At 40.7% G+C, this 22,797-nt stretch carries 24 protein-coding genes and 2 tRNA genes; 7 read left to right on the top strand and 19 right to left on the bottom strand.

Features of this window, described 5'->3' with window-relative positions; translation table 11 throughout:
• Positions 1–37: 37 nt before the first annotated feature.
• The gene (locus tag LEP1GSC202_RS01770) at positions 38–1,744 is read left to right on the top strand and encodes a patatin-like phospholipase family protein (RefSeq protein ID WP_015675942.1); all 1,707 of its coding nucleotides are present in this window, start codon (positions 38–40) and stop codon (positions 1,742–1,744) included.
• Here the strand turns inward: LEP1GSC202_RS01770 and LEP1GSC202_RS01765 are convergent.
• The 10 genes from LEP1GSC202_RS01765 to LEP1GSC202_RS01720 form a co-directional block, all read right to left on the bottom strand.
• Positions 1,741–2,742 carry a PLP-dependent cysteine synthase family protein gene (locus LEP1GSC202_RS01765; protein WP_015675832.1) on the bottom strand — a complete coding sequence of 334 codons (1,002 nt, stop codon included), beginning with the start codon at positions 2,740–2,742 and terminating at the stop codon, positions 1,741–1,743. The genes LEP1GSC202_RS01770 and LEP1GSC202_RS01765 overlap by 4 nt on opposite strands.
• Complete coding sequence (locus LEP1GSC202_RS01760; RefSeq protein WP_039927832.1) at positions 2,743–3,120, bottom strand: FKBP-type peptidyl-prolyl cis-trans isomerase; 378 nt, start codon at positions 3,118–3,120, stop codon at positions 2,743–2,745. It lies immediately after the preceding gene.
• A gap of 8 nt (positions 3,121–3,128) precedes the next feature.
• Entirely contained in the window at positions 3,129–3,755 is a 627-nt protein-coding gene (leuD, locus tag LEP1GSC202_RS01755; RefSeq protein ID WP_015675827.1) for a 3-isopropylmalate dehydratase small subunit, read from the bottom strand.
• A gap of 1 nt (position 3,756) precedes the next feature.
• Positions 3,757–5,151 carry a 3-isopropylmalate dehydratase large subunit gene (gene leuC, locus LEP1GSC202_RS01750; protein ID WP_015675844.1) on the bottom strand — a complete coding sequence of 465 codons (1,395 nt, stop codon included), beginning with the start codon at positions 5,149–5,151 and terminating at the stop codon, positions 3,757–3,759.
• A gap of 78 nt (positions 5,152–5,229) precedes the next feature.
• Complete coding sequence (locus LEP1GSC202_RS01745; protein ID WP_015675871.1) at positions 5,230–6,057, bottom strand: hypothetical protein; 828 nt, start codon at positions 6,055–6,057, stop codon at positions 5,230–5,232.
• A gap of 1 nt (position 6,058) precedes the next feature.
• A complete protein-coding gene (locus LEP1GSC202_RS01740) occupies positions 6,059–7,534 on the bottom strand; it encodes an FHA domain-containing protein (RefSeq protein WP_015676018.1) in 1,476 nt (491 codons plus the stop codon).
• Complete coding sequence (locus LEP1GSC202_RS01735; protein ID WP_244147614.1) at positions 7,494–8,240, bottom strand: ATP-binding cassette domain-containing protein; 747 nt, start codon at positions 8,238–8,240, stop codon at positions 7,494–7,496. The genes LEP1GSC202_RS01740 and LEP1GSC202_RS01735 overlap by 41 nt, the downstream gene beginning before the upstream one ends.
• A 1-nt stretch (position 8,241) precedes the next feature.
• Entirely contained in the window at positions 8,242–8,829 is a 588-nt protein-coding gene (locus LEP1GSC202_RS01730) for a D-sedoheptulose 7-phosphate isomerase (RefSeq protein ID WP_015675815.1), read from the bottom strand.
• Positions 8,819–9,592 (bottom strand): LBBP_01157 family protein, encoded by a 774-nt coding sequence (locus LEP1GSC202_RS01725; RefSeq protein ID WP_015675841.1) that lies wholly within the window; start codon positions 9,590–9,592, stop codon positions 8,819–8,821. Before LEP1GSC202_RS01725 ends, LEP1GSC202_RS01730 begins: the two co-directional genes overlap by 11 nt.
• A complete protein-coding gene (locus LEP1GSC202_RS01720; RefSeq protein WP_039927830.1) occupies positions 9,579–10,400 on the bottom strand; it encodes a glycosyltransferase family 2 protein in 822 nt (273 codons plus the stop codon). The genes LEP1GSC202_RS01725 and LEP1GSC202_RS01720 overlap by 14 nt, the downstream gene beginning before the upstream one ends.
• Positions 10,401–10,430: 30 nt before the next feature.
• On the opposite strand from LEP1GSC202_RS01720, the gene LEP1GSC202_RS01715 reads away from it, so the two are divergent.
• Entirely contained in the window at positions 10,431–12,347 is a 1,917-nt protein-coding gene (locus LEP1GSC202_RS01715) for an O-antigen ligase family protein (RefSeq protein ID WP_015675999.1), read from the top strand.
• 274 nt (positions 12,348–12,621) lie between these two features.
• Here the strand turns inward: LEP1GSC202_RS01715 and LEP1GSC202_RS01710 are convergent.
• Positions 12,622–12,705: transfer RNA gene (locus LEP1GSC202_RS01710), tRNA-Leu, on the bottom strand.
• Between the two features lie 15 nt (positions 12,706–12,720).
• Positions 12,721–12,791 (bottom strand) — tRNA-Cys (locus tag LEP1GSC202_RS01705).
• 133 nt (positions 12,792–12,924) lie between these two features.
• On the opposite strand from LEP1GSC202_RS01705, the gene LEP1GSC202_RS01700 reads away from it, so the two are divergent.
• Positions 12,925–13,350 (top strand): LIMLP_04285 family protein, encoded by a 426-nt coding sequence (locus LEP1GSC202_RS01700; RefSeq protein ID WP_039927829.1) that lies wholly within the window; start codon positions 12,925–12,927, stop codon positions 13,348–13,350.
• Between the two features lie 52 nt (positions 13,351–13,402).
• Here the strand turns inward: LEP1GSC202_RS01700 and guaA are convergent, their stop codons facing one another.
• Entirely contained in the window at positions 13,403–15,202 is a 1,800-nt protein-coding gene (guaA, locus tag LEP1GSC202_RS01695; RefSeq protein ID WP_015675799.1) for a glutamine-hydrolyzing GMP synthase, read from the bottom strand.
• A gap of 42 nt (positions 15,203–15,244) precedes the next feature.
• On the opposite strand from guaA, the gene queF reads away from it, so the two are divergent.
• The 3 genes from queF to LEP1GSC202_RS01680 are packed head-to-tail and all read left to right on the top strand — an operon-like array spanning position 15,245 to position 16,119.
• Positions 15,245–15,646: a preQ(1) synthase gene (gene queF, locus LEP1GSC202_RS01690; protein ID WP_015676005.1), complete on the top strand. Its 402-nt coding sequence runs from the start codon at positions 15,245–15,247 to the stop codon at positions 15,644–15,646.
• A complete protein-coding gene (locus LEP1GSC202_RS01685) occupies positions 15,647–15,904 on the top strand; it encodes a SemiSWEET transporter (RefSeq protein WP_015675924.1) in 258 nt (85 codons plus the stop codon).
• Entirely contained in the window at positions 15,901–16,119 is a 219-nt protein-coding gene (locus tag LEP1GSC202_RS01680) for a ferredoxin (RefSeq protein ID WP_015675838.1), read from the top strand. The genes LEP1GSC202_RS01685 and LEP1GSC202_RS01680 overlap by 4 nt, the downstream gene beginning before the upstream one ends.
• A gap of 8 nt (positions 16,120–16,127) precedes the next feature.
• Here LEP1GSC202_RS01680 and LEP1GSC202_RS01675 read toward each other — a convergent pair whose 3' ends face one another.
• A complete protein-coding gene (locus LEP1GSC202_RS01675; protein ID WP_015675988.1) occupies positions 16,128–17,012 on the bottom strand; it encodes a LysR family transcriptional regulator in 885 nt (294 codons plus the stop codon).
• 136 nt (positions 17,013–17,148) lie between these two features.
• Between LEP1GSC202_RS01675 and LEP1GSC202_RS01670 the strand changes: the two genes are divergently transcribed.
• On the top strand, positions 17,149–17,817 hold the full coding sequence (locus LEP1GSC202_RS01670) for a type 1 glutamine amidotransferase domain-containing protein (RefSeq protein WP_015676011.1): 669 nt from the start codon (positions 17,149–17,151) through the stop codon (positions 17,815–17,817).
• A 37-nt stretch (positions 17,818–17,854) separates the two neighbouring features.
• On the opposite strand, the gene LEP1GSC202_RS01665 is transcribed toward LEP1GSC202_RS01670, so the two are convergent.
• From LEP1GSC202_RS01665 to LEP1GSC202_RS01645, 5 genes are all read right to left on the bottom strand, one after another.
• Complete coding sequence (locus LEP1GSC202_RS01665; RefSeq protein ID WP_244147608.1) at positions 17,855–19,123, bottom strand: alkaline phosphatase family protein; 1,269 nt, start codon at positions 19,121–19,123, stop codon at positions 17,855–17,857.
• Between the two features lie 109 nt (positions 19,124–19,232).
• Positions 19,233–20,258 carry a flagellar motor switch protein FliM gene (gene fliM / locus LEP1GSC202_RS01660; protein ID WP_015675864.1) on the bottom strand — a complete coding sequence of 342 codons (1,026 nt, stop codon included), beginning with the start codon at positions 20,256–20,258 and terminating at the stop codon, positions 19,233–19,235.
• Positions 20,255–21,241 (bottom strand): hypothetical protein, encoded by a 987-nt coding sequence (locus tag LEP1GSC202_RS01655; protein WP_015675947.1) that lies wholly within the window; start codon positions 21,239–21,241, stop codon positions 20,255–20,257. The genes fliM and LEP1GSC202_RS01655 overlap by 4 nt, the downstream gene beginning before the upstream one ends.
• 77 nt (positions 21,242–21,318) lie before the next feature.
• The gene (locus LEP1GSC202_RS01650; protein WP_015675905.1) at positions 21,319–21,918 is read right to left on the bottom strand and encodes a hypothetical protein; all 600 of its coding nucleotides are present in this window, start codon (positions 21,916–21,918) and stop codon (positions 21,319–21,321) included.
• The gene (locus tag LEP1GSC202_RS01645; protein WP_015675753.1) at positions 21,918–22,796 is read right to left on the bottom strand and encodes a peptidylprolyl isomerase; all 879 of its coding nucleotides are present in this window, start codon (positions 22,794–22,796) and stop codon (positions 21,918–21,920) included. Before LEP1GSC202_RS01645 ends, LEP1GSC202_RS01650 begins: the two co-directional genes overlap by 1 nt.
• Position 22,797: the final 1 nt, after the last annotated feature.

Here is a 22,797-nt window from a genome sequence, read left to right as displayed (position 1 = left end):
CCTTCCTTTTTGAAACTCTGGTGGAAAAGGCACCCCCATGAAAGATCTTGAAGGCAAAATCCATCTCGTTTCAAGTTTACCCCTCTTCCGTAGTCTTTCTAAAAAAGAAAAAACATGGGTGGCTGAGTCTGTACACATCGTAGAACGAGAAAGAGATGAAATCCTTTTCTCTGCCGGTGATGGCGATAGGAGTTTGTTTCTCATTTTATCCGGAGGCATCAAACTCTTCCTTCCCAAAAAAGGAGAAGGTAAACGGGAAGAAGAAGTCCAATATTTAAAAAAAGGGGAATATTTTGGCATCCAAGCCTTATTAACAGGAGAAAAACACAACCATACAGCTGTTACAGTAAGTGAATCTAGGTTCTTAGTTCTTTCACAAAACGAATTCCAAAAATTAATCCAAAAAATCCCCTACCTATCGATCACTTTTTCCAAAATGCTCACGAAGTCATTACGAAGTGAACTTTTGGGAGGCAAAGAGTACTTTCGAAATTCCGTAGTTTGTTTGGTGCATTCCGACCCCATCATAAAGGATCGTTTTGCAACAGAATTGGTTGAAAAAATAGAATTAGAATCCGGAAAAAAATCGGTCATCCTACATTTTTCTCAAAACGGAAATGGAACTTCCCCTCATTCGAAGTCATACAAATTCAAAGATGCAGAAAGGATCAAAGAAACATTAGGCAAACATTATGCCAGCCATTCCTTTATTTTTTTAGAAGTTTTCCCTGAGACAGAAAATGAGTTAAAACACTTGTTAATTGATGAGGCAGATCATATTGAAAATTTAGTTTCAAAACACACAGATTCCAATCTTTGTGACTCCATCACAAAGGACTCAAGAGAAAACGAAATCCTCTACCACGAAACAAACATACGTGATATTTTAGACCATGGTAAATGGGAAATTTTTATCAGGCGTAAAGCAAGGGAACTTTCGGGAGTGGAGATGGGTGTTGCCCTTGGTGGAGGAGCAGCTCTCGGTCTTGCCCAAGTTGGGATCATGAAGGTCATGGAAGAAGAAGGGATCATTCCTGATATGATCGCTGGCACAAGTATTGGTGCCATCATTGGTGCTTTTTGGGCCAGTGGACTTGGGTACAAAGGAATCCTTCCCTTACTTGGCGAAATTGATAGCCTTTTTAAAATGTTTAAATTGGTGGATCTATCCTTTCCGGGCCAAGGTTTACTCCATGGAAAACATGTGAGGACACTTTTAGAAAAGTATTTAGGTGATTTGTACTTTGAAGACCTTCCCATCAAACTTCGTCTCATCAGTTGTGATATATCCACTAGACAGGAAATTGTTTTATCGGAAGGAAAAGTACTCGATGCCGTGATGGCAAGTATTTCCATCCCTGGAGTTTTTGTTCCGCAACCACAAGAAAATGGAAAAACCTATGTTGATGGTGGGATTGTGAATCCGCTTCCCGTTTCCGCTCTCACCCAAGAAGGAATCCAAAAGATCATTGCCATCAATTCCATGCCTAGTTCCAAAGATGAAATGAAAACAAATAAAATGTTAAATTTGAATGTATTCGATATCATCGTGAACAGTTTGTATTCCCTTCAATACCGAATTGGAAAGTACAGTGCTCAAGAAGCAGATGTGTATTTAAACCCTATTTTACCCAATTCAAATTGGTTTGAGTTTTGGAGGAGTAAAGAATTCATTGAACTGGGAGAAACAGTTACTAGGAGTTCCCTTGAGGAAATCAAACAACTGTTTAGCGAAAAAACCTAATCTCTATCAGGAGAAAGGATCACGATATTAAATGGGTTCCTTTCGTTTTTTTCTGATTCAGATAATGTTTCTGAAAATCGTAAGGCACCTGTAATCACAGTTCCCGTAGTGAGGCCAGCAAAAATCCCTTCTTTCTCATAAAGATCTGCTTGCAAATGCAAAGCCTCATCTTTTGTGACATGAAAATAATGGTCAATGAGTTTGGGATCATAGACTGCTGGAAGTTTAATCCTTTCCCTTTCTTTTGGATTGTCTGTTTTTCCATATTCCATAAAGGGTGAGTTTTGTTTGCCAGCAATGATGACTTTTACCCTTCTGTCTTGTGACTTGAGGTAACGCCCAATCCCTGTGATGGCACCACCAGAACCAGGCGCTGAAATCACGGCTCCCACTTTTCCCTGTAAGTCCCGCCAAATTTCAGGTCCAGTCGTTTTGAAATGGAAATTCGGATTGGCTGGGTTTTCCAGTTCATCAGGAAGGTAACCACCTAACTTCTTTGCTTTTTCATCCGCAAGTTCTGTTAATTTAATTGGATCAGATGCATTGGTTACGGTAACATCCGCCCCATAACTTCTCAAAAGTTGAACCCTTTCCGGTGGAGTGGTAAGAGGTACTAAACAATACACAGGGTATCCTTTCACCTTTCCAATCCAAGTAAAACTAACTGAAGACGAACCCGCTCCTAAAAGGATGATAGGCATACCTTTTTTTAATTTCCCACGTTTTTCAGCGTCTAACACCATTGCTATGGCGGTTCGGTCTTTGGCAGAACCTGTTGGATTTAAAAATTCAGCCTTTAAGTAAAATTGTACTCCCGAATACTCAGAGCCAATTCGATTCAATCGAATGAGAGGTGTGTTGCCAATCAATTGTAAAACATTGTCTTTGATTGGTTTGGCAACTGAAAGTTCCTTTCCAAAGATGCCTTGTACATTATTTAGCGCCTGCAACAAACTGTTGCCAAAGTCATCAATGCCTTTGGAAATTGGATCGATCATTTATTTTACTTTTATTAATTCTACGTCGAAGATGAGTGTTGAATTTGCAGGAATGGGACCCATTTCCCTAGCACCATAACCGTACTGAGGTGGGATGGTGAGTTTGCGTTTCCCACCTTCTTTCATACCAAGAATTCCCCTTTCCCAACCTTGGATCACTCGGCCTTGACCCAATTGAAAACTAAACGGTTCCCCTCGGTCTAAGGAAGAATCAAAAACCTTTCCATTGGTCAATTTCCCTGTGTAGTGTACGAGAACAGTCGTTCCACGGATCGCTTCCTTGCCTAATCCTTGTTTGGTGTCCTGGATCAATAATTCATCAGCAGATACACTTGTTACAAACATCAAAAAACTGAGAGCCAAAAATAACTTCTTCATGGGGCTAATTATACACTCTTTCTGTACAACCAGGGAACTTCTTTTTGGTTCTTTTCTTCAAATTTTTGAATAAAATCTGCTTTTTGGAGGGTAAGTCCGATGTCATCTAAACCATTCAAAAGGCAATGTTTACGGAAAGCATCCACTTCAAATGGATATTTTTTTCCTTCCTCTGTAACCACAACTTGGTTTTCCAAATCAATTTCTAAATTGGCTCCCGGTTTTTTATCAATCACCTGGAAAATTTCTTCAATTTGCGATTCTGGTAAAACGATTGGTAACATTCCATTTTTGAAACAGTTATTGTAAAAGATATCCGCAAAAGAAGGGGATAAGATCGACCGAAAGCCGTAGTCTTCCAAGGCCCATGGTGCATGTTCTCTGGAAGAACCACATCCAAAATTGTCTCGAGTGACTAGGATATTGGCACCTTGGTATCTGGGAGCATTGAGAACGAAATCAGGATTTGGTTTTTGTCCTGCATCATCTAAGAACCTCCAATCATGGAACAAATGTTTTCCAAAACCAGACCTTTCGATTTTACGAAGGAATTGTTTCGGGATGATTTGGTCGGTATCTACGTTTGCTTTGTCAAGAAGGGCTGCGATCCCTTTTAATTTGGTAAATGCTTTCATCTTATTTCCACTCCCGAATGTCTACAAAATGTCCTTCAACGGCTACAGCTGCCGCCATGGCAGGTCCCACTAAATGAGTCCTTCCCCCTTTCCCTTGCCTTCCTTCAAAATTTCTGTTGGAAGTGGAGGCACAACGATCCCCTGGGGATAAAACGTCATCGTTCATGGCAAGGCACATGGAACAACCTGGGTTCCTCCATTGGAAACCAGCTTCTAGAAAAATTTGATCGAGGCCTTCGCTCTCTGCTTGGCGTTTCACTCGGCCTGAACCTGGCACTATGATTGCTTCCACGTCTTTACTGACTTTTTTCCCTTTTACGGTTTCTGCTACGACACGAAGGTCTTCAATCCTTGAATTGGTACACGATCCAATGAATACTTTATTTACTTTTACTTCGGAAAGTTTTTGGCCTGGTTTCAAATCCATATACGCAAGTGCCGATTCTGCTGATTTTTTTTGTACTGGATCGGAAAAATCATTGGGACTAGGTACTGTCGCTGTCACTGGAATCACTTGTCCAGGAGATGTACCCCAAGAAACCATTGGTGCAATGTCATTGGCGTTCAGTGTGACTGTTTTATCAAACTTGGCACCTGGGTCAGTGGCATAGGATTTCCATTTAGCAGCCGCTACTTCAAATGCCTCACCTTTCGGTGCATAATCACGACCTTTGATGTAGTTAATTGTTGTTTCATCCGGAGAGATAAGCCCTGCTCTGGCACCAGCTTCAATCGCCATATTACAAATCGTCATCCGCCCTTCCATACTGAGAGAACGAATCGCTTCTCCTGTGAATTCAATGACGTAACCAGTCGCTCCATCAGTTCCAATTTTTCCAATGATGGCAAGAACGATGTCTTTTGCAGAAACAAGAGGTGAAAGTTTTCCATCCACTCGGATTTCTAAGGTTTTCGGTTTCTTTTGGACAAGGGTTTGTGTGGCGAGCACATGTTCCACTTCAGATGTTCCAATTCCAAAGGCAAGGGCTCCAAAGGCACCATGGGTTGCCGTGTGAGAGTCACCACAAACGATCGTCATGCCAGGGTGCGTGAGACCAAGTTCTGGTGCCACAACATGGACGATTCCATTGTCAGGGTGGTTGATATCAAATAATGTAATTCCGTTCTCTTTGCAATTGTCCATTAACGTTTGCATTTGCAAAACGGAAATAGGATCCACAGACTTCCAATCTCTAGTCCTTGTGGATACGTTATGGTCCATGGTCGCAAAAGTAGCATCTGGACGTCTGACCTTTCGATTGGTTAGTTTTAAACTTTCAAAGGCCTGTGGGCTAGTCACTTCGTGGACGAGGTGGCGGTCAATGTAGATGAGACAGGTCCCATCTTCCTCGTGAACCAAATGGTCATTCCAAATCTTCTCAAACATGGTTTTCATAACTAGACTCCCCCACTTCCAGTCATAACTCGGACATGGGGGTCTGTGTCCAGGGAATTTGAAAAAATAGATTGATTCTTATGGAGTTTGGACAGTCGAGCCGTCTACATAACTGCCAGAGATACCAGAACAATGTGTGGCGGCAGTTCCTCCACCTCCACCGGTCAATGGGGCCGTATAGACACTGATAATGAAACCAACACTGGATTGGGTGACTTTACAAGAACCAACGACACCTGTTTCTGTACATTTGGAAGTCTGTTTGGTTCCTGATAGGCAACTTGTCAGATAACCGTAGTAGTTTTGGCAGACTCCACCACCGACATCACACGCAAATTTGAAAGTTTTTGTTGAACCACCATTCAACAAGTCAGTAAGGTCCGAATCAGATACAGTTTGCACCGCGGTTCCATCGGTAAGAACAGAGAGTGGATTTGTTGTTCCACTTTCCTTTTGGTACAGATACAAAAGATAACTTCCGGATTTTGTAAAACTAATGATCGTCTGGGGCGAATCAGTTTTTGTATATTCAGTTCCTTCTTTGGCAAGAGGAGCAATATTTAATTCCAATGGGCAACTTGTGGAGGTATAAACAGCTACTTTCGCATAACGTGAAAGTACGACACGTGTGCCAATTTGAGCGCCTTTGATTTGTAGGACAGCATAATAGGTATCACCAGCAAGTAAAAATGAAACAGATTGCGAACTTGTTGTGATCCCCGTGTAACCCGCCTTCAGTTGGGAACCGAGGCCTGCCACCGTACACCCATTTTCTCCCGTTTCCTTTGCTAAAAATAATGAAGTTGCCGTATCATTATTGGAAGTTTGTCCCGAACAAAAGGAAACAAGAATCGTAAATCCCAATAGGAAACTTCCAACCTTGAATTGATTCTTTCGTTGTAACATCTTAGTATCTCCCTCGAAATGTTAGGATGGTTTTCCCTATTTGGATTTCGTCCAAATGGTGTAACACTTTCGGACGTAATAATTTTCGGCCGTTTAAGTATACACCTGCCTCCGAGACACAATCAAACAATATATACTTCCCTTTTCGATTTTTTATCTTTGCGTGAAGACCGGAAACGCTTGGATCATGGAGGACAATGTGATTGGATTCAAAATTACCGATGGTCATTTCGTTCCATTGGAGTGGGACTGGTTCATACAATTGGTTCCCTTCACAAACTTGCAGGACTGCATAGGTATAGGAAGTTCCTGGTAAACTTTCCTTTTCTTTCGTTAGAAGGGCGATTTCTCTGTCTTTTGCAGCTTTCTCTAAGGTTTCACCATACATTCGGTCGTAAACGGCAAGTTCATCCTTTCGTTCAAATGTCTCTACTAGGGAAACTGGTTCCACGGGAAGGTTTGCCGTACGATTCGTTTGGGTCCTTTCATACCCACGAAGGTAATACAAAGCCGCCAAACAAAGTAAGATGAGAAATAAACTCACAGGAAAAAAAACCATGGGATCGGAAACGGTTCGGTAAATGGTTTGGAATGGTGTAATTTCGTATTGGAACTCAAAATTGATACCAGTGTTCGCAGAACTGACTGTTCCAATGACTACATTCTCTTTCCAGAGTGACAATTTCCAAGGAGAAACATATGTCAAAATCCAATCAGGATTTGTGGTTTCTTTTATGTCCCGGAATAAAGATTCAATACTTTCCTGTTTTGAAATGGAGTAATAATTTCCTTTCGCATAACTTACCAATTTATTCGCTTCAAGTGAGTTAGGTGAAAGAACTATGAGTTTTAAATTTTTCTCTCGGATCCGTTTGGCAAATTCAGGGATCTCAAAACGATCTGGCCATTCCTTTGAAAAACTGACTAAAAATACAATATGGTCTTCATTTGAACTGATCGCTGGAATCGACTCCACCAATCGTTCCCAATTGCGGATCGGAAATTGTGGAGCTGGTTCCTTCGGATATGGAAAGGAAACATCTAAAACTTGTGATCGGATTCGGTCGAAGATATGGAAGGAATTGTCTGATTGGATATGGAGTTTTGTTTGCCCACCACTTTGTTCCGAAATTTTGACGAGCTGGCTTGCAAGAGTGAGTAACCAACGCCTGTCTTCTGCATTTGTATAACTGGGAATAGACAAATACAAATACACAGGATTTTTTTCGGGATGCCGACTCCAATACAAATGATCAGTCAGCCTAGCTGTCTCGGACAGTTGTTCCGATAGCGTAAAATCATTTGCTTCATTTCTGCCATCGAAATGAATTCGGACTTTCACTTCTGGATAGGATTGTAAGTCAATGGAGCGGAGAGTGATCTGATTTTCGGCAAATAAAGGAAACCAAAAAAAGGGTACAAAAAGGAAAATCCAATTAGGAAAATAAAATCGAGGCTTCCTTAAGTTGTTTTCCATATTCTGAATTTGGCTCCAATTGTTGGTTTGAAATTGGAAGTGATTCAACAACTTCCCCTTCTTTCATTATCGTAACTTGGGATGCAAGACTTGCGACGATCCGAAGTTCATGGGTAATAAAAACAACGGTCATTCCTGATTTTGATAGGTTTACTACCGTTTCCAAGACAATTTTTTCGGAAAATGCATCCAAACCCGTTGTTGGTTCATCCAGAATCAATATTTCCGGGTGGCGAAGGAAGGCTAGGATGAGAAGGATCCTTTGTTTTTCTCCTCCTGAAAGATTCCTCGCATATTGTTTCCAATGCCCCCTCGGGATATAGAGTTGGTCGAAGTAAGAAAAAATTCGATCCAAAGAAAAGTCTCCTAAACCTGACAATCTGATAAAATCTAGGATTTGGCTTTCAATGGTTCGGTATGGATGGAACGCTAGGTTCGGGTTTTGTGGGACTAAAAAAAGTTTTTCTTTTGCCTGATCAATGTGCGAAAGCACATCCAAACCAAGTATGGAAAATGTATCGTAAGTTAACTTGGTACCTTCCGGTAAAATTCCAAAACAGGCCATGGCAAAAGTAGACTTTCCCGAACCTGATTCACCGATAATCCCATGAATGTTGCCTTTTTGAATTTCTAAGTTGATGTTTTTCCATATGAAACGACCATTTAATGTTTGTAAGGTGGCGTTTCGAATTTGGATGATGGGCACCTCAGTCAAGGCCAAATAAATCCTTTTCGATGATACTGCAGAGTATATGTCCAATGAGGATATGGGATTCTTGTATCCTTGCTGTGACATTCGATGGGACAATGATCTCCACATCGGCTTTCCCTTTTAATTTGCCACCGTCGCCACCAAGCAGTAATACTACCTTCATTCCATTTTTTTTGGCCTCTTCTACTGCCAAAATGATATTTTTGGAATTCCCCGATGTGGTAAGACCCACAAACACATCTTTGGGTTTGCCAAAGGCTTCGAGTTGCCTTTGGAATAAATATTCATATCCATAATCATTGGAACATGCAGTGAGAACCGCCTGGTCACTGTTCAATGCGATCGCAGGAATGGCTTTCCTTTCATTTCCTGATTTATAACGAATGACAAGTTCTGCCGCAATGTGTGAAGCATCACAACTTGATCCTCCATTCCCAGCAAAGTATAAAATTCCATCTGCTTTCAGTGATGTAACCAGGATCTTTCCTGCCTGTGAAATGTTTGGAAGAAGAGTTAGTAGAAGTTGTTCCTTCACTCGAATGGATTCTTCGATATGGGACTGAATTAATTGACTATGCTCCATGTTCTATTTCCTTTTCTCTTCTTTCTCGTATTAAATTGATCTTATTTCCAAATTCTTTTATGGCGTTCCCAAAACCATAAAGATTTTTGGTTTTGGAATGAGGATTGGTATCATTTTGATTGCCTAAATTCAGATAAAATAATTCATCTCGGACGAGTCGTTTTTGTCTTTCCGTTGCCACTTTGATAAAAAACTCTTTGCACTCTTCGCCAATCGCAAGCATCACAAGTGCCATAGAATTGGGAGAGATTTGTAATAAAAGTTGTTCTTGCCAAAATCGTTCCCAACCGAGGACAATCCTCCAGTCTTCCTTGGGAGAGTCTGTTTCTAAAAATAAATCGGATCTCGGTATGGCTTGTAAGTCTAAAAAATCATCTAAATTTCGAATTTCTTTGTTTAGATTTTGATTTAACAATCCTTCATCCACAAACAAAACTCCTGCCCATTTGCCATCTTTGTTTTTATACAAATGGTTATCCGTGACAAGAATGATTGCAAAATCTTCTCCTTCGATGCGAAAGAGTTTTTCGTTTGTTTTCGTCAAACGAAACTTTTTTGTTTCAATCACAACACCAGATGAGATTTGTTTGGTGGGGAGTTTTTTTTTCCAGTTTTCTGAAGCGGTCGCCCATTCCATGGCAAAGGATTTGGGTTCTTTTTTCCTTTTCGATGGATCCAACTCTTTGTTGTTTTGGCCCTTGGAGAAAAAAGAAATCAGTTTTTTTATAAAACCTGGTTTCGACTGGGATTTATTTTTTGCCATAGTCTTTTCTGATATTGGAAGGTCTTTCCAATTTTAAGTTGTCTAATTCATAAAGTTTTGCATATTTTAGATAAGTAGAAAATGAAGAAGCTAAGGCAATCCAAAGTCCAGGGATTCCATCCAAAAACCCAAATTTAAATAAATAGATCTCCAAAAATTTTCCAAATGGTTTCACTATCGTTTTAAATAAAGAAAACCTTTCGCCTTTCGCATAACGAGTGTACGCAACAATACTAGAAAATTGATTGATGGTAGTGATTTGGTGGCTGAAGTCACTAAAGCTATAATGCAAAATATCACCTCTCATCACTTTTCCAATGGATCCCGATTTTAGTTCAATGAAGTCATGTGGGTTTTCACCGATCCAACTTGCATTTTCTTTTTTGAACAACCTGAAACGCCGTTGGGGATACCAACCGCTAAAACGAATCCAACGACCTAAATGAAACGTGAGTCTTGCAATTTTATACCCATCACATTTGACTTCTTCTGCTTCCAAAAAGGTAGAGATGGATTGTTGCAATACATCGTTTGCTCTTTCATCGGCATCTAGAGAAAGGATCCAATCATTTTGGCAAAACGAGATGGCTTTGTTTTTTTGTTCAACATGGCCAGGGAATGGCGCTTCAAAAAAACGAACCTTGGAAAAGGATGTAGCAATTTCTTTTGTTCGGTCTGTACTCAAAGAGTCTAGGACGATGATTTCATCTGCAATGGATTCTACCGATCGGATACAATCCCCAATATTTTTCTCTTCATTGAAGGTGATGATGGCCACCGACAATTTTCTTTTTCTCTTGCCATCCATAGGAGTTAAAACCTATTCTTGGAACCAAATATGATTGGGAAAGAAACATTTCATACGTTTTCCTTTGTTTTTCTTGCGGTTTTTTTTGTTGTCTCACCTTTTTCCATCAGTCTTAGCCAAATCTCTGGTGGCCTCTCCCTATTCTTTTTATTCCTAGACCAGATCCAAAAAAGAAAATTTCCAAGTTTTCCTTTGGCACTCATTTTTTGGGTGGGATTGTATCTGAGTTTTTTACTCTCACCTCTTTTCCATTATGAAAGCTTTCACTGGAAGCAGAATATCGTTAAATCAGAATTTGGTGATATTTGGATGGGGTTTTTATTACTGCACCAAAACTACCTAAACAATCCAGAGAAAAAGAAACTGAAGTTTTATGTGATCTTAGGTGGTATGTTTCTCATCCTTTCTGGAGTGGTATCCTTAGTAACACATTACCGTTTGGCTCCTTTTGTGATGGATGGGTTTCGTTATGTGGAAGGAAAAAGGCTCCCCCATCTTCTCACCGAGTACCATGGGATTTCTTTTTACCTACCAATTGGTTTCCAAAGTACCCACCTCACTTATGGCGGTCTTTTGGCAGTTTATTTACCTTCTATCTTTGCAACAACGTTTCGACTATTACAAAGGAAGGTGGGTTTCAGAAAACATTTTCTTCTCTTAGTTGGAAATTTGATCCTTTCTGGTTTGGGTTTGGTATTATTATTTTTAAACCAAAGTAGGTCCATTTGGATCGGATTTATATTAGGAATGATTCTTCTCATTCACAAATGGAAAACATCCTTTAAAAGATTCATCCCTTGGATCCTCGTTGGATTTTTTTTCATTTTATCCATATTGATTCTCTTTTATCACACCAATTGGATATTCCAAAGAGCGATTGATGATGTTTTCGCTAAACGTTCGTTAGAGAACCAAAGGATCTGGATCCACAAAATGAATTTTTCCATCCTAAAAGAACATTTTGGACTTGGGATCGGTTCCGGGAATTACGAATCATCTTTTATCGATTTTGCCATACCGATTGTCGATTCCATTCCCGAATTGTATTATGATTTGTCGATCACTCCCAAATCCCATGCACATTTTGATTTTTTACATGGAGTGCTTTTGGGTGGGGTCGTGGCATTCTTTTTCTCAATTGGATTTTTATGGTCCATTACAAGAAATCTAGATGGGGTCAAACGCCATTTCTCATTTTACCTTGGAATTTTTGTGATCCTCATAGCCGGTAGTTTCCAATGTTATCTGTTAGACGACGAAGTTTTACTTCCTTTTATGGGTCTTTTGGCTATAATGCCGAAAGGAAAATTGGATTTATCTTTATTGTCTCAAAATCTGATAGGTTTCTTTAGGAAGGATGGTTTTGGGACCAATCAGTTTCGAATTGTACCCATTAGCTTTGGGATACTCATTTTTTGGATCAGTTTGAGTCTTACAACTACCTACCTTTGGAGTCGCACGGAAAACAGAGACTTAAGCCTTCATAGGACAAGGACGAAGGACAATTTTCCAAGCCCTGATTCGCAAATGTCTATCAATGCCAAAACGCCTATCCCACTATCGGTTTCCACAAAGGAATTGTATTTTAAACTTTCAGGTTGTTTGGATAAAGAAATGAATTTTAAGAGCAATGCAAAACCAAGACAAAATCCAATCCGACTGGCAATCCTTTGGGACGAAGAGTATCGTTCCCAATTGCCCCAATCGATTACGATTGAGATTCGCAAACGAGAAAGTTTTGACCAAGACAAAGAATACCGTGTGCAAGCAGAATCGGTAGTACAAAGGTTCACCCTCCCGCTCAAAGAGAAAGACCATCTGATTGAAGTGGACCCCCGTGAATGGGAAAGTCCAACACCTGAATTTATCGATTTTGGATTTTTGTACACTTGGAAATCGGAAACACCTCACTTACCTAGAATACAGATTCGAGGCAATTGCGATTGAATGGATGAGGAAAGCAATGTGAGGCAAGAAGTGAAGCACTGATGGTTTGCGTTTGGTTTGAAATAGAGCGTCCGCGGGGTCAAAAGAAAAGAGATGTTGATTTGCGTTTGGTTTGAAAAAGAGCGTCCGCGGGAATCGCTTCGATCTTCGGCCATCCTGGCCTTTCGATCTCAGCCCGTCTTGCTCGTCACCTCAGGCTTCCTGCCTTCGGAAAAAACGCTTCACGCTCTCTATGGGTCGCTACGTTTTTTTTGACTCGCAATCGTTCGATTCATACCTGGAGCGGGAATCGAACCCGCACGGGATTACTCCCACAGGATTTTAAGTCCTGTGTGTCTACCAGTTCCACCATCCAGGCGTATGTTGTAAGACTAGGCGTCGGCCGGATTCGAACCGGCGGTCAAGCTTTTGCAGAGCCATGCCTTACCACTTGGCCACGACGCCAATCGTGACTTTGGATAGGCTAAAATAGGAAGGCTTGGTGTCAAATGGAAACTGAATTCACTTTTCATCGGTTTGTAACATTTCTTCCAAAAATGAAATTGCTTGCTTTATTTTTCCAAAGTGCAGTGCAATTATGATGCTCCAAAGATTTGTTTTTGTAACAATTTTATCATTTTCGTTCCATTCCTTACTTGCAGACACCGTAAAAGTCAAAGCCACAAAGGAAGTATTGGAAAACGTCAAAACTTCCTCTCCTACCGCCAATTACGTTTTGGTTGAATCAAGTGATGGCACCAAACAAGCGTTTAAGAAAAATGCTGTGGAAGTAACACCACTTCCAATCCAATGGGAAACGCCAAAAGAAGCAGAAAAACCTGGATTCTTTTCTGGTTTATTTACCTCGAAGGAAAAAACGGAAGGATCAAACACTGCCGATGCGAGTACTACAGCCGACAAAGAACAAACAAAAGCAGAAGAGGAAAACAAAGGATTTTTTGCAAAACGCCTTCCCGAAATCACAATGGGTGGAATGGCACTCTTGTGGATCCTACTCCCTTAAACGGAAGTAGGCAATTTCAGTTTTTTGTTTTGACCTTTTAAAGGAAAATCCCCTATTCCCATTCGATGGTGCCAGGGGGTTTGTGAGTTAGGTCATACATCACAAGAGAAATTTGTGGGAGGTCCAAAAGTTCTTTTGTGATCTTTGCTAAAATCGAACGGTTCATTTGGTAGAAATTAGCCGTCATTGCTTCCGTTGATTCCACAGGTCTCAGTACCACACCATAAGAATTTTCACGTAAACCCACAGGAACAAGGACAACTGGCATCTGCCAAATTTCGTTATGGATCAATTCGTCATAGAGTATCTGATTCACAATCGCGTCTGCTTCCCTTAAGATATCCGCATGGGCTTTATCTAAGGTTAACTTTGTATAAAAGAATTCCTTTTCAAAATGTGGAATCCCAGGTGCAAGTACCACTCGGTTGATTTCTTTACGAGTATTGGTAATCTCTACAGACAATTCATCTAATTCCTTCCAATCGGAAGTAAAATCATTCAAAACAGCACAATGGGCATAACTCCTTTGGTCTCCTTGCACACCCACCGATAGGATGGGTAACATTTGGATTTCCGCTTTTGGTAATTTTTCCTTCCAAATGCTAAAATCAATTTTTGGAGGATTCGTTTTCGGACTTGCAATCATTCGTACAACAAGCCCAGGACCTGGGAAAGGATGGCGTTCAATCCATCGTTCAGGAAGTCCTAACTTCCTTCCTAAATCTCGTACTTCATCCTTATACAAATCAGCAATTGGTTCGACAATTTTTCCTTCGCGGATTAATGCCTCGATTTGAGGCACTCGGTTGTGATGGGTTTTGATTTTGTGGGAATGTTTGGTTCCACCAGACTCAATTGTATCTGGGTAAATGGTTCCTTGACCAAGTAACCAATGTTCGGCGTCTAGTCCTAGAGACGTAGTAGCCTTACCTTGCGCTTCCAAAAACAAGTCTCCGACAATCCTTCTTTTTTTCTCTGGTTCAAATTCATTTTGTAAGTGTTTGTAAAAAACTTCACTTTCATCCCAAATGGTGAGGTCAAAACCCACATGGTGTAAGTTGTCCATCAGGTCTTTTACTTCATTTTTACGCATAAACCCTGTATCAACGAGTAAACCTTTCACTCGGTCTTTTCCAAGTGCTTTCGCGAGGAGTAAGTAAGCAACAGAGGAGTCCACTCCTCCCGATACAAGTAAAAATACATTTTTCCCTTCTGGTACTTTTTTTTGTAAGGTTTGGATCTGCTCTTCTAGGAATTGCGAGATACTCCAAGAACTGGATGCCCCGCATAACTCAACAAAGTTTCTAAGTAAAATTTCTCCCTCTTCGGAATGAGTCACTTCTGGGTGGAATTGGATTCCAAATAGTTTTTTTGAGGGATGGGAAACGAACGCATAACGACAATGATCCGACTTTGCAATGACTTGGAAGTCACTTGGCAAACGAACCACTTCATCTCCATGGCTCATCCAAACCTTTGTTTTCAAAGAAAGTGTCTGTGATAAGGGTGAGTTGGGATTTTGAATTTCAAGGATGGCAGGCCCATATTCTTTGGTATTGGCGGAAACCACTTCTCCACCTAATGTTTTCATCATGAGTTGGTGCCCGTAACAAATCCCGAGGATGGGAACAGCGATTTCAAAAAATCCATTTGGTAAGAGAGGGGCTCCTGATTCATACACACTACTAGGCCCACCAGATAAGATGATCCCTGCATAGGATTCATAAAGAGACAGTGGTTCTTCGTTCGAAAGGATTTCTGTATAAGCTCCTAACCGACGAATCCGGGAAGCGATCAGGTGTGCGTATTGGCCACCGAAATCAATGACTGCGATTTTTTTATCACTTTTCATGGGATGGTTCCAAAATATTTTTGTTAATGTCGGGGTAAACAAATGTCGGAAAAAAAATCAGAATCTTCTTACGAGGACAAACAAGACCATATCCCGTCCTGGTCGACACCTCCCATTGAATGGTTTGCGAATGTCTATTCTGGCAAAGAATACAATATCGAGTTCACCATCCCTGAATTCACAGCGGTTTGCCCAAAAACGGGCCTACCAGACTTTGGAACCATTTACATTGAATACATCCCGAGAGACAAATGTGTCGAATTAAAGTCCCTCAAGGAATACATGATGGCTTACCGCAACGTTGGGATTTTCCACGAAAACGTAGTCAATAAGATCCTAGAGGATTTTGTAAAAGCGGTGGATCCCATCTATGCCAAAGTGATTGGTGATTACAATGTGCGTGGTGGAGTAAAAACTGTTGTGAAACGAGAGTACAAAGCCTAAATGGAAAACTTAATTGGGTATGTGGCAGCTTTTTTAACCACTGTTTCTTTTTTACCCCAAGTCCTACGTGTGGTAATGACAAAACAAACTAGAGACATCAGCCGGAATATGTACCTTCTGTTCTTTCTGGGTGTGGTCTTGTGGTTCGTTTATGGGATCTTAAAATCAGATTTTCCGATCATCCTCGCCAATGTAGTCACTTTATTTTTTGTCACCATCATCTTATATTATAAACTCACAGAAGGAAAACAGACATGAGAAAGGCTTATGTAGATAAAGACAATTGTACTTCTTGCAACCAATGCGCTGATAATTTACCAAAATACTTTATGATGGATGAAGATGATTTGTCCCAAACCCATCTTGATGGTACCTCGATCAATGATGCTATGATTCCAGAGGAAGATACAAAAAGGGTGCAAAAGGAAATGGATGAATGCCCAGGGGAATGCATCCATTGGAAAAAACACTGATCCTAGGATTAACGGTTCATCCATTTGCTAAATGTTTGCAATTTTTCTTCTAAAAAATCGACATCTTCTATTCGGCTAACAAGGTAGATTTGGTTCTCAAAACCATGGCAGTGTTTTTCATTCGCATTCCATATTGATTTTTTTCCAAGCAAATACGTTGGTAATACAGAAACACCTCTGCCAAATTCCAAGGCGGTTCTGATATCGTGAAGGTTCGGTAAAACAGAATATTCTTTTAACTTTGGTCGAGAATCAAAGTTCACTTTCCATAACCTGCGAACAATAGCAAAATCCTCACTGTAGACAAACCAATGTTGGTTTTCCATCCATGTTTGGATCACTTCGATTTTGGGTTTTGTTTGCCCGCGAAATGGAAAATCTCCCTGCAAACTTACGGATTTCGATGTAACAAAAACAAATTTTTCCTTATATAATTCTTCCAATAGAATACCAGGAACATTTAACTTTTGGTTACTGATCACAATATCAATTTCCTTTTTTTCCAATGCATCCAAAAGATCAGGAGGATGACCATACTGAACTTGAAATCCTTCTCCGGATTTGGAGAGATTAGGCAAAATAGTTTCTAAAAAGAACTCCCTTGCAGAACCTACTTTGAGCTTTCGGATCAACTCTTTTGGTTTTAATTGCCCTTCTATTTTTTGTAATTCTTCCATCGGTCCAGCCAATTGGACATACAATCGTTTGGCGGCTTCGGTTGGGACCAAATCTCGTGAAGTTCGACGAAACAATACCTCCTTTCTATGCCTCTCCAAAGACTGTAGGTGCAAACTGAGCGCCGGTTGGGACAAACCAAGGATTTTACCTGCCTTGGTTAAATTCCTCTCCCGATAGATACAATAAAAACTTTGGTACAATTCAATCGGATTCATTTTGGTATTAATATTTTAATGTCTTTGTATTAACACCATCATTATTCTAATGGCGTGGAATCCTTGTCTAAAAAACCGATAGGAAAACAATTTTCCTATCGCAAGATGATGAATCTGCAGTCAAAACGAGGATCGAATGAAAAAAGTATTAATTGTATTAACAAGCCATGGAGAAAAAGGGAATGCTGGTTCCACCGGTTACCATTTGGGTGAAGTAGCCCACCCATGGAAGGTCTTACATGATGCAGGTGTGGAAATGGACTTGGTCAGTCCCAAAGGTGGAGAACCCCCTGTTGATGGATTTGATTTGGAAGACAGTGCCAACAAAGAATTTTGGAACCACCCTGTGTACAAGGAAAAACGAATCCACACCAAGACTCCAAAACAAATCCAAGCGAGTGAATACTCTGCGATTTACTTTGCCGGTGGACATGGTACGATGTGGGACTTTCCCAACAATGAAGAACTCCAAAACCTTACCCGAACCATTTATGAATCTGGTGGGATTGTAGGAGCCGTTTGCCATGGACCTTCGGCACTCATCAACGTCACTTTGTCCAATGGTGCCAAACTCATTGCCGGAAAACGAGTGAATGGATTTTCGAATGAAGAAGAAAAGATTGTCAAACTAGAAGGTGTGGTTCCTTTTCTTTTGGAAGACAAATTGATTGCGGCTGGTGGAAAGTATTTCAAATCAGCACCTTGGAACTCTCACGTGGAAGTAGACGAACGGATTGTAACAGGACAAAATCCGCAGTCAGCAAAGGCTGTGGGCGAAGCAATTCTTAGTCTTTTAAAAAAATAAGAGACTCTCGGATAAGCCGAATCCTATCCAAGGCAAATCAGGGTTTCGTAGGTAAACGAGACCCTGTTTCTTTTTTCCCTTTCAGACCTAAGATTGATTTTACGATACCAAATACATCTTTTACCGATTCAAACTTATGTTTGTTTCCCGTCGGGTCATACACAAATCCAATTGTTTTCATCTCAGGGTTTTCATTCCAATACCCATGGCCATGGATTTTCGTTGGAGATTTGGAAAACACCTCTCCTTTTCTGGTCCCACTAAAAAACATTGGTTGTTTTGTCCGAAAGAGACCTAGGGTTGTAGGATGGATTTGAGACGAAAGCGCATTGTCATTGTTTGCTGGTAGCCACTCTGCTCCAGGACATTGGGTTTCAATTTCCGATACAATGGATTGGATGCTTTCATTGCCAATGCGAACATTGGCAGCTGGTAAAAGAATCGTTGTACCACCTGCAGATTTAAATGTCAATTGGTAGGTTCTTGTCTCCTCATTGATGAATCCTTTGTTTTTTAATACCACATTGGGGGAACAAACAACCTCTGCGGAAGCAAATCCGTGATCCGAAACAATGAGGATAGCGGGACCATTTGGGGAAAATGCCCCAACGGAAGTTAGAAACTGAGAAATGGCAAGGTCTAGTTCTAAAAGTCGACTGAGGGCTTTTTCCGATCCAGGTCCATACCCGTGGTGGTTGGAATCCAAATCGGTTGTGTAAACAAACATAAGATCCGGTTTTTTCTTTTGGAATAACCAAGTGGCAGTTTTTAATTTCACTTCGTCCTTTGTGACATCGTTTAAGGGAGTTCCCACCGCTAGTTCCGCTTCTTTGTGTAATCCTTTCGAAGATAACACTCGGAGCAGTTTATCGTCTTCTGGGATTTTTTTTCGCCAGTATTGGGGAAGGTTCCAATCGATATCTGCCCCCACAGTGACAGGCCAAAATACGTTAGCAGTGGTTTTGTGATTTTTTTTTGCCAAATCCCAAAGTGTAGGCACACTGATATCTTCTGCATACCACATCCATCCCCCATCATTTTTTTCAAATGGGTCAGATAAGGTATTGTTATAAATTCCATGTTCTGCCGGATCCAATCCAGTTACCATCGAAGTATGTGCGGGATACGTGACAGATGGATTCACTGTTTTGATCTCAGACACTCCATACGTTTGAAAGAGATTGGCTAATTTTGGAAAGTAAACATGGTATTTCGGATCAGATATGTAATGAGCAGGGAACCCATCTACTGACAAAACAATCATCTGCCGAACTTTGGACTTCTGGCTGTGAGATTTTTTTTTCACAGGGATTTTCGATTTACCTTCAATCGAATGAAACGCAAATACCAGTAAAAAAAAACTTAAAACGAAAACTGGAAGTTTCCATTCGCATAAACCTTGTTTAGCGAAAAAATTAATATTCTTGTTCTGATCGAGTGGAGCCAAGGAGTTCATCCGGAATGTCCTCAATGCTATCTCCAATTTGGATGGCAAGGCGGTTACCCACACGACCTGGTGTGGCCTTAAACTTACTACGATCCCCAACTTTTACCATTAGATCGGTTTTAATTGGAGTGTTCTCCAATTTGATCACATCCCCAACATGTAAATTCATAAGATCATTCAACGAGATGTCCACACTTCCCACTTCCGAGATAAGAGGGATTTTCACTTGGTCGAGACGTTCTTGGATGACGGCTCTGTTTTCATCCACTTCACCTTTTCGAATCAAGGAATACCAATACTGGGCAGAAAGTTTATTGATGATAGGTTCAATGGTGATGTAAGGGATACAAAGGTTTGTCATCCCCTCCACTTCCCCTACCTTTGTTTCAAGGGTAATTAATACCACCATGTCATTTGGAGGCACTACTTGCGCAAACTGAGGGTTTGTTTCGATGTTTCCAAGCCTAGGACGTAAGTCAATTACAGTGGACCATGACTCTCGTAAGTTTCCAAGGATCCTAACAATAATCCCTTCCATAACCGACAACTCGATATCAGAAAGTTCCCGGTTCACCTTGGAAGATTCCCCTTTACCACCAAACAAACGATCAATGATGGTAAACGAAATAGAAGGGTCAATTTCCAAAATCGCAGACCCACGGAGAGGGTCCATATTGATCACGGCAAGAGTGGTGGGATTCGGAATGGATCGGATGAACTCTTCATAAGTCAACTGGTCAACGGAAGCCACGTGCACCACAACAAGGGCTCGCAGCTGTGCCGAAAGGCCAGTGGTTGCCAAACGAGCAAATGTTTCATGCATCATTTGGAGTGTGCGGATTTGGTCTTTTGAAAATTTATCTGGCCGTTTGAAGTCGTAAATTTTGACTTTCTTTTGTTCCCCAACGGACGAGTATTCATCCTCCGAAACTTCTCCCGAGGAGATGGCATTTAGCAGGGCATCAATTTCGTCTTGGGAAAGGATTTCCGTCATTTTTTTACCTTTACGAGTAAGTTTTTAATTTGCCAAAATCCAACACGGCTTCCTTCTTCTTGTCGCAAGGTGTATATATATTCGTACCTTGTTTTGAACCGACCCATCATTCTTTCTACATAAACCTGGACCCTAGCATCCCGTTTGGATGGATAGTCCACACTCATCACCTTAAAGTATTTTAAAGCACCAGACGGCGACTCCGTCAAATACTCTTTGAAATCTTCAATGATGGTTTCTCTCTCACCTACATTCGCTTCCGCATAGGCACTGCTATAACGATCATAAGCTAAGATATATTCCGAAAAATCGATCCATTTAAAATGGTATTCCCATCTTTTTTTCATTTCAGCCCCAAGGAATAAAAAGATAATCTCCTCTGGAGAGAGACCTCCATTTTCCGAGATTTGGCGAGAAACGGAATCCTTTCGGACTTGTTTCGAATTTTGAAATAAAAATCCAACTGTATTTTGAGATCTTAAAAAAGCAGATTTGTCTTCTGTATAATTAGGATAAAAGTAGCCGGTAATATAAAATTTTTGATCAGGTAAAAACTGATAATACTCATCTAAGTAAATCGTTTTTGAAAAGGATTCATTTCGGTGTAAGCTAATTTCTTTATTTTCATCGCCTACCAAATTGACGATTGTAGTGCGTCGTTTTAAAATAGGATCTGGAAAATCAGGATCTTCGATAGGCGTGAGGATCCGATCATTTTCGTCTTTGACAATGATTTGAAAGGAATAACGAAAATCAAAGGATGGGAAAATTCGAACCACTTCTTTTCCAGTATTGGTTACGGTGAAAGTGAGAGGTATCCTTTCCCCAGCTTCATAACTGCGTTTGGTCAAATTGAGGATGATTTTGGATTGGAGAGCGACAAAATTATCAACCCGTTCCCCCCTAGCGTCTCTATCGGGAAACGCCAAAAGGGTCTTAGAAACTAAGATTCCCAGTAGAATGTAGGTTTGGAGGGAGCGCATTCACTATTCAATTTCGGCAAAGAGACAAATTTCCGAAAGAAAATTTAGAGGAATTTGAAACTTAGATAACCTGGCGGTCAACCTGCTCCGAGTTTTGCTTCGGCTAGGATGTAATCAGCGATTCGGATGAGGCGTGTCATCACGGAACTTAGTTTTTTGTATTGGTAATAGTTTTCCCTTTGTTTGTCTAAATGGGGTTCCACAAGGGCTACTGTTTTGGACGCCAACTTTAAGTTTTTGATTTCGTTGTCTGTCACCCCGTAGAGGTTTGCTTCCGAGACAAACCGGTTGAGTTCCTTTACCAAACTTTCATCTGTAAGGTCTTGGATTTCAAAAACCTTTTCGATTTTTAAAATGAAATCGGTGAGGGTCCTCTTGATTTTTGCCTCTTCTTCGGTGGGTCTTTTTTTGGATGTGATTTGGTTGAGTGTTTCATACCGATCGAGAGCGGTCTCATACAAATGGTTCATTTTCGATTTTTGCCCCAAAATGAAACTGATGAAACTCAAGAGCCCCACAAAGGTATCGGGATAACGATTGATCCCACCAATTTCATCCAAGGCATTGGCAAAGGCTTCTTCATTATGTGGAACTGTCATAATAAACTTTAACACAGGTTCTACGGAAGAACCTGATGTATATTTTTGTATGACTTCTATGCCTTCTAAGTAGTTCATTATCGTTTATCGATGACGAGAACCTTACGGATCGTTGTCTGTAAATTACCCTTTTCAATGATTCGGTCAAGTACATCATAACCAGTGATCAAAAAACCAAACACTGTGTGAAGTCCGTCGAGATGAGGGGTATCCACTTGGTTGATGAAAAACTGGGAACCATTTGTATTGGGTCCTGCATTTGCCATGGCCAGGGCTCCACGTGTTGCTTTTTTACTTGGTAAAACTTCATTGAATCGATAACCAACTCGGTAAAGCACTTCAAGAACGGGAAGTTCCATCGCTTCTTGGTAGGCTTTCTCTACTTCCGTTCTTTTTTCTTCGAATTCTTGTCGCGATTTGATATTAAATTCAGATAAAACAGCCCTTTGCAATTGGGATTGGTATTCGGGTGCATCTTTGATTTTACGTTTATCCAAACCAAGTGCTTTGCCGTTGATTTCATCTTCAAATTGAAAGCCAGGTCCACCAGTTCCATCCCCTCTTGGGCAACCACCTTGGGCCATAAAATTTTCGATCACCCGATGGAATTTTAAACCATCGTAAAACGGCCGTCTTTCGGAACCTTTTTCTGATCGAAAGTCCTTTTCGCCTTGGGCAAGATCAATAAAGTTTTGAACCGTTTTTGGAGCTGCTTGGTCATAGAGTTCGAGGACAAGATCCCCTTGGGTGGTTTGGATGACTGCATAAATTGCTGGTTTTTCAGGGAGTTTAACAGACGTTTGGTCGGCCCGTTTTACCAATACCTTGGATGGTGCATAGGTTGTTGGCTCGTAGGTGATTTTTTTAAAGGTTTGGTCACTACAAAAAGCAGTTTGGCTAAAAAGAATCAAACTGATGGCAAGATGTTTGATTGATTGGTATGTGACTCGTTTCATA

Origin of the sequence: Leptospira yanagawae serovar Saopaulo str. Sao Paulo = ATCC 700523, assembly GCF_000332475.2 — a bacterium.
Taxonomy (GTDB): domain Bacteria; phylum Spirochaetota; class Leptospiria; order Leptospirales; family Leptospiraceae; genus Leptospira_A; species Leptospira_A yanagawae.
This window is presented reverse-complemented; position numbering and strand designations above follow the sequence as displayed.

Excerpts from the sequence above, each read along its gene's own strand:
- LEP1GSC202_RS01770 (WP_015675942.1), top strand. The coding sequence starts at position 38 with ATGAAAGATCTTGAAGGCAAAATCCATCTCGTTTCAAGTTTACCCCTC.
- LEP1GSC202_RS01765 (WP_015675832.1), bottom strand. The coding sequence starts at position 2,742 with ATGATCGATCCAATTTCCAAAGGCATTGATGACTTTGGCAACAGTTTG.
- LEP1GSC202_RS01760 (WP_039927832.1), bottom strand. The coding sequence starts at position 3,120 with ATGAAGAAGTTATTTTTGGCTCTCAGTTTTTTGATGTTTGTAACAAGT.
- leuD (WP_015675827.1), bottom strand. The coding sequence starts at position 3,755 with ATGAAAGCATTTACCAAATTAAAAGGGATCGCAGCCCTTCTTGACAAA.
- leuC (WP_015675844.1), bottom strand. The coding sequence starts at position 5,151 with ATGAAAACCATGTTTGAGAAGATTTGGAATGACCATTTGGTTCACGAG.
- LEP1GSC202_RS01745 (WP_015675871.1), bottom strand. The coding sequence starts at position 6,057 with ATGTTACAACGAAAGAATCAATTCAAGGTTGGAAGTTTCCTATTGGGA.
- LEP1GSC202_RS01740 (WP_015676018.1), bottom strand. The coding sequence starts at position 7,534 with ATGGAAAACAACTTAAGGAAGCCTCGATTTTATTTTCCTAATTGGATT.
- LEP1GSC202_RS01730 (WP_015675815.1), bottom strand. The coding sequence starts at position 8,829 with ATGGAGCATAGTCAATTAATTCAGTCCCATATCGAAGAATCCATTCGA.
- LEP1GSC202_RS01725 (WP_015675841.1), bottom strand. The coding sequence starts at position 9,592 with ATGGCAAAAAATAAATCCCAGTCGAAACCAGGTTTTATAAAAAAACTG.
- LEP1GSC202_RS01720 (WP_039927830.1), bottom strand. The coding sequence starts at position 10,400 with ATGGATGGCAAGAGAAAAAGAAAATTGTCGGTGGCCATCATCACCTTC.
- LEP1GSC202_RS01715 (WP_015675999.1), top strand. The coding sequence starts at position 10,431 with ATGATTGGGAAAGAAACATTTCATACGTTTTCCTTTGTTTTTCTTGCG.
- LEP1GSC202_RS01700 (WP_039927829.1), top strand. The coding sequence starts at position 12,925 with ATGATGCTCCAAAGATTTGTTTTTGTAACAATTTTATCATTTTCGTTC.
- guaA (WP_015675799.1), bottom strand. The coding sequence starts at position 15,202 with ATGAAAAGTGATAAAAAAATCGCAGTCATTGATTTCGGTGGCCAATAC.
- queF (WP_015676005.1), top strand. The coding sequence starts at position 15,245 with ATGTCGGAAAAAAAATCAGAATCTTCTTACGAGGACAAACAAGACCAT.
- LEP1GSC202_RS01685 (WP_015675924.1), top strand. The coding sequence starts at position 15,647 with ATGGAAAACTTAATTGGGTATGTGGCAGCTTTTTTAACCACTGTTTCT.
- LEP1GSC202_RS01680 (WP_015675838.1), top strand. The coding sequence starts at position 15,901 with ATGAGAAAGGCTTATGTAGATAAAGACAATTGTACTTCTTGCAACCAA.
- LEP1GSC202_RS01675 (WP_015675988.1), bottom strand. The coding sequence starts at position 17,012 with ATGAATCCGATTGAATTGTACCAAAGTTTTTATTGTATCTATCGGGAG.
- LEP1GSC202_RS01670 (WP_015676011.1), top strand. The coding sequence starts at position 17,149 with ATGAAAAAAGTATTAATTGTATTAACAAGCCATGGAGAAAAAGGGAAT.
- fliM (WP_015675864.1), bottom strand. The coding sequence starts at position 20,258 with ATGACGGAAATCCTTTCCCAAGACGAAATTGATGCCCTGCTAAATGCC.
- LEP1GSC202_RS01655 (WP_015675947.1), bottom strand. The coding sequence starts at position 21,241 with ATGCGCTCCCTCCAAACCTACATTCTACTGGGAATCTTAGTTTCTAAG.
- LEP1GSC202_RS01650 (WP_015675905.1), bottom strand. The coding sequence starts at position 21,918 with ATGAACTACTTAGAAGGCATAGAAGTCATACAAAAATATACATCAGGT.
- LEP1GSC202_RS01645 (WP_015675753.1), bottom strand. The coding sequence starts at position 22,796 with ATGAAACGAGTCACATACCAATCAATCAAACATCTTGCCATCAGTTTG.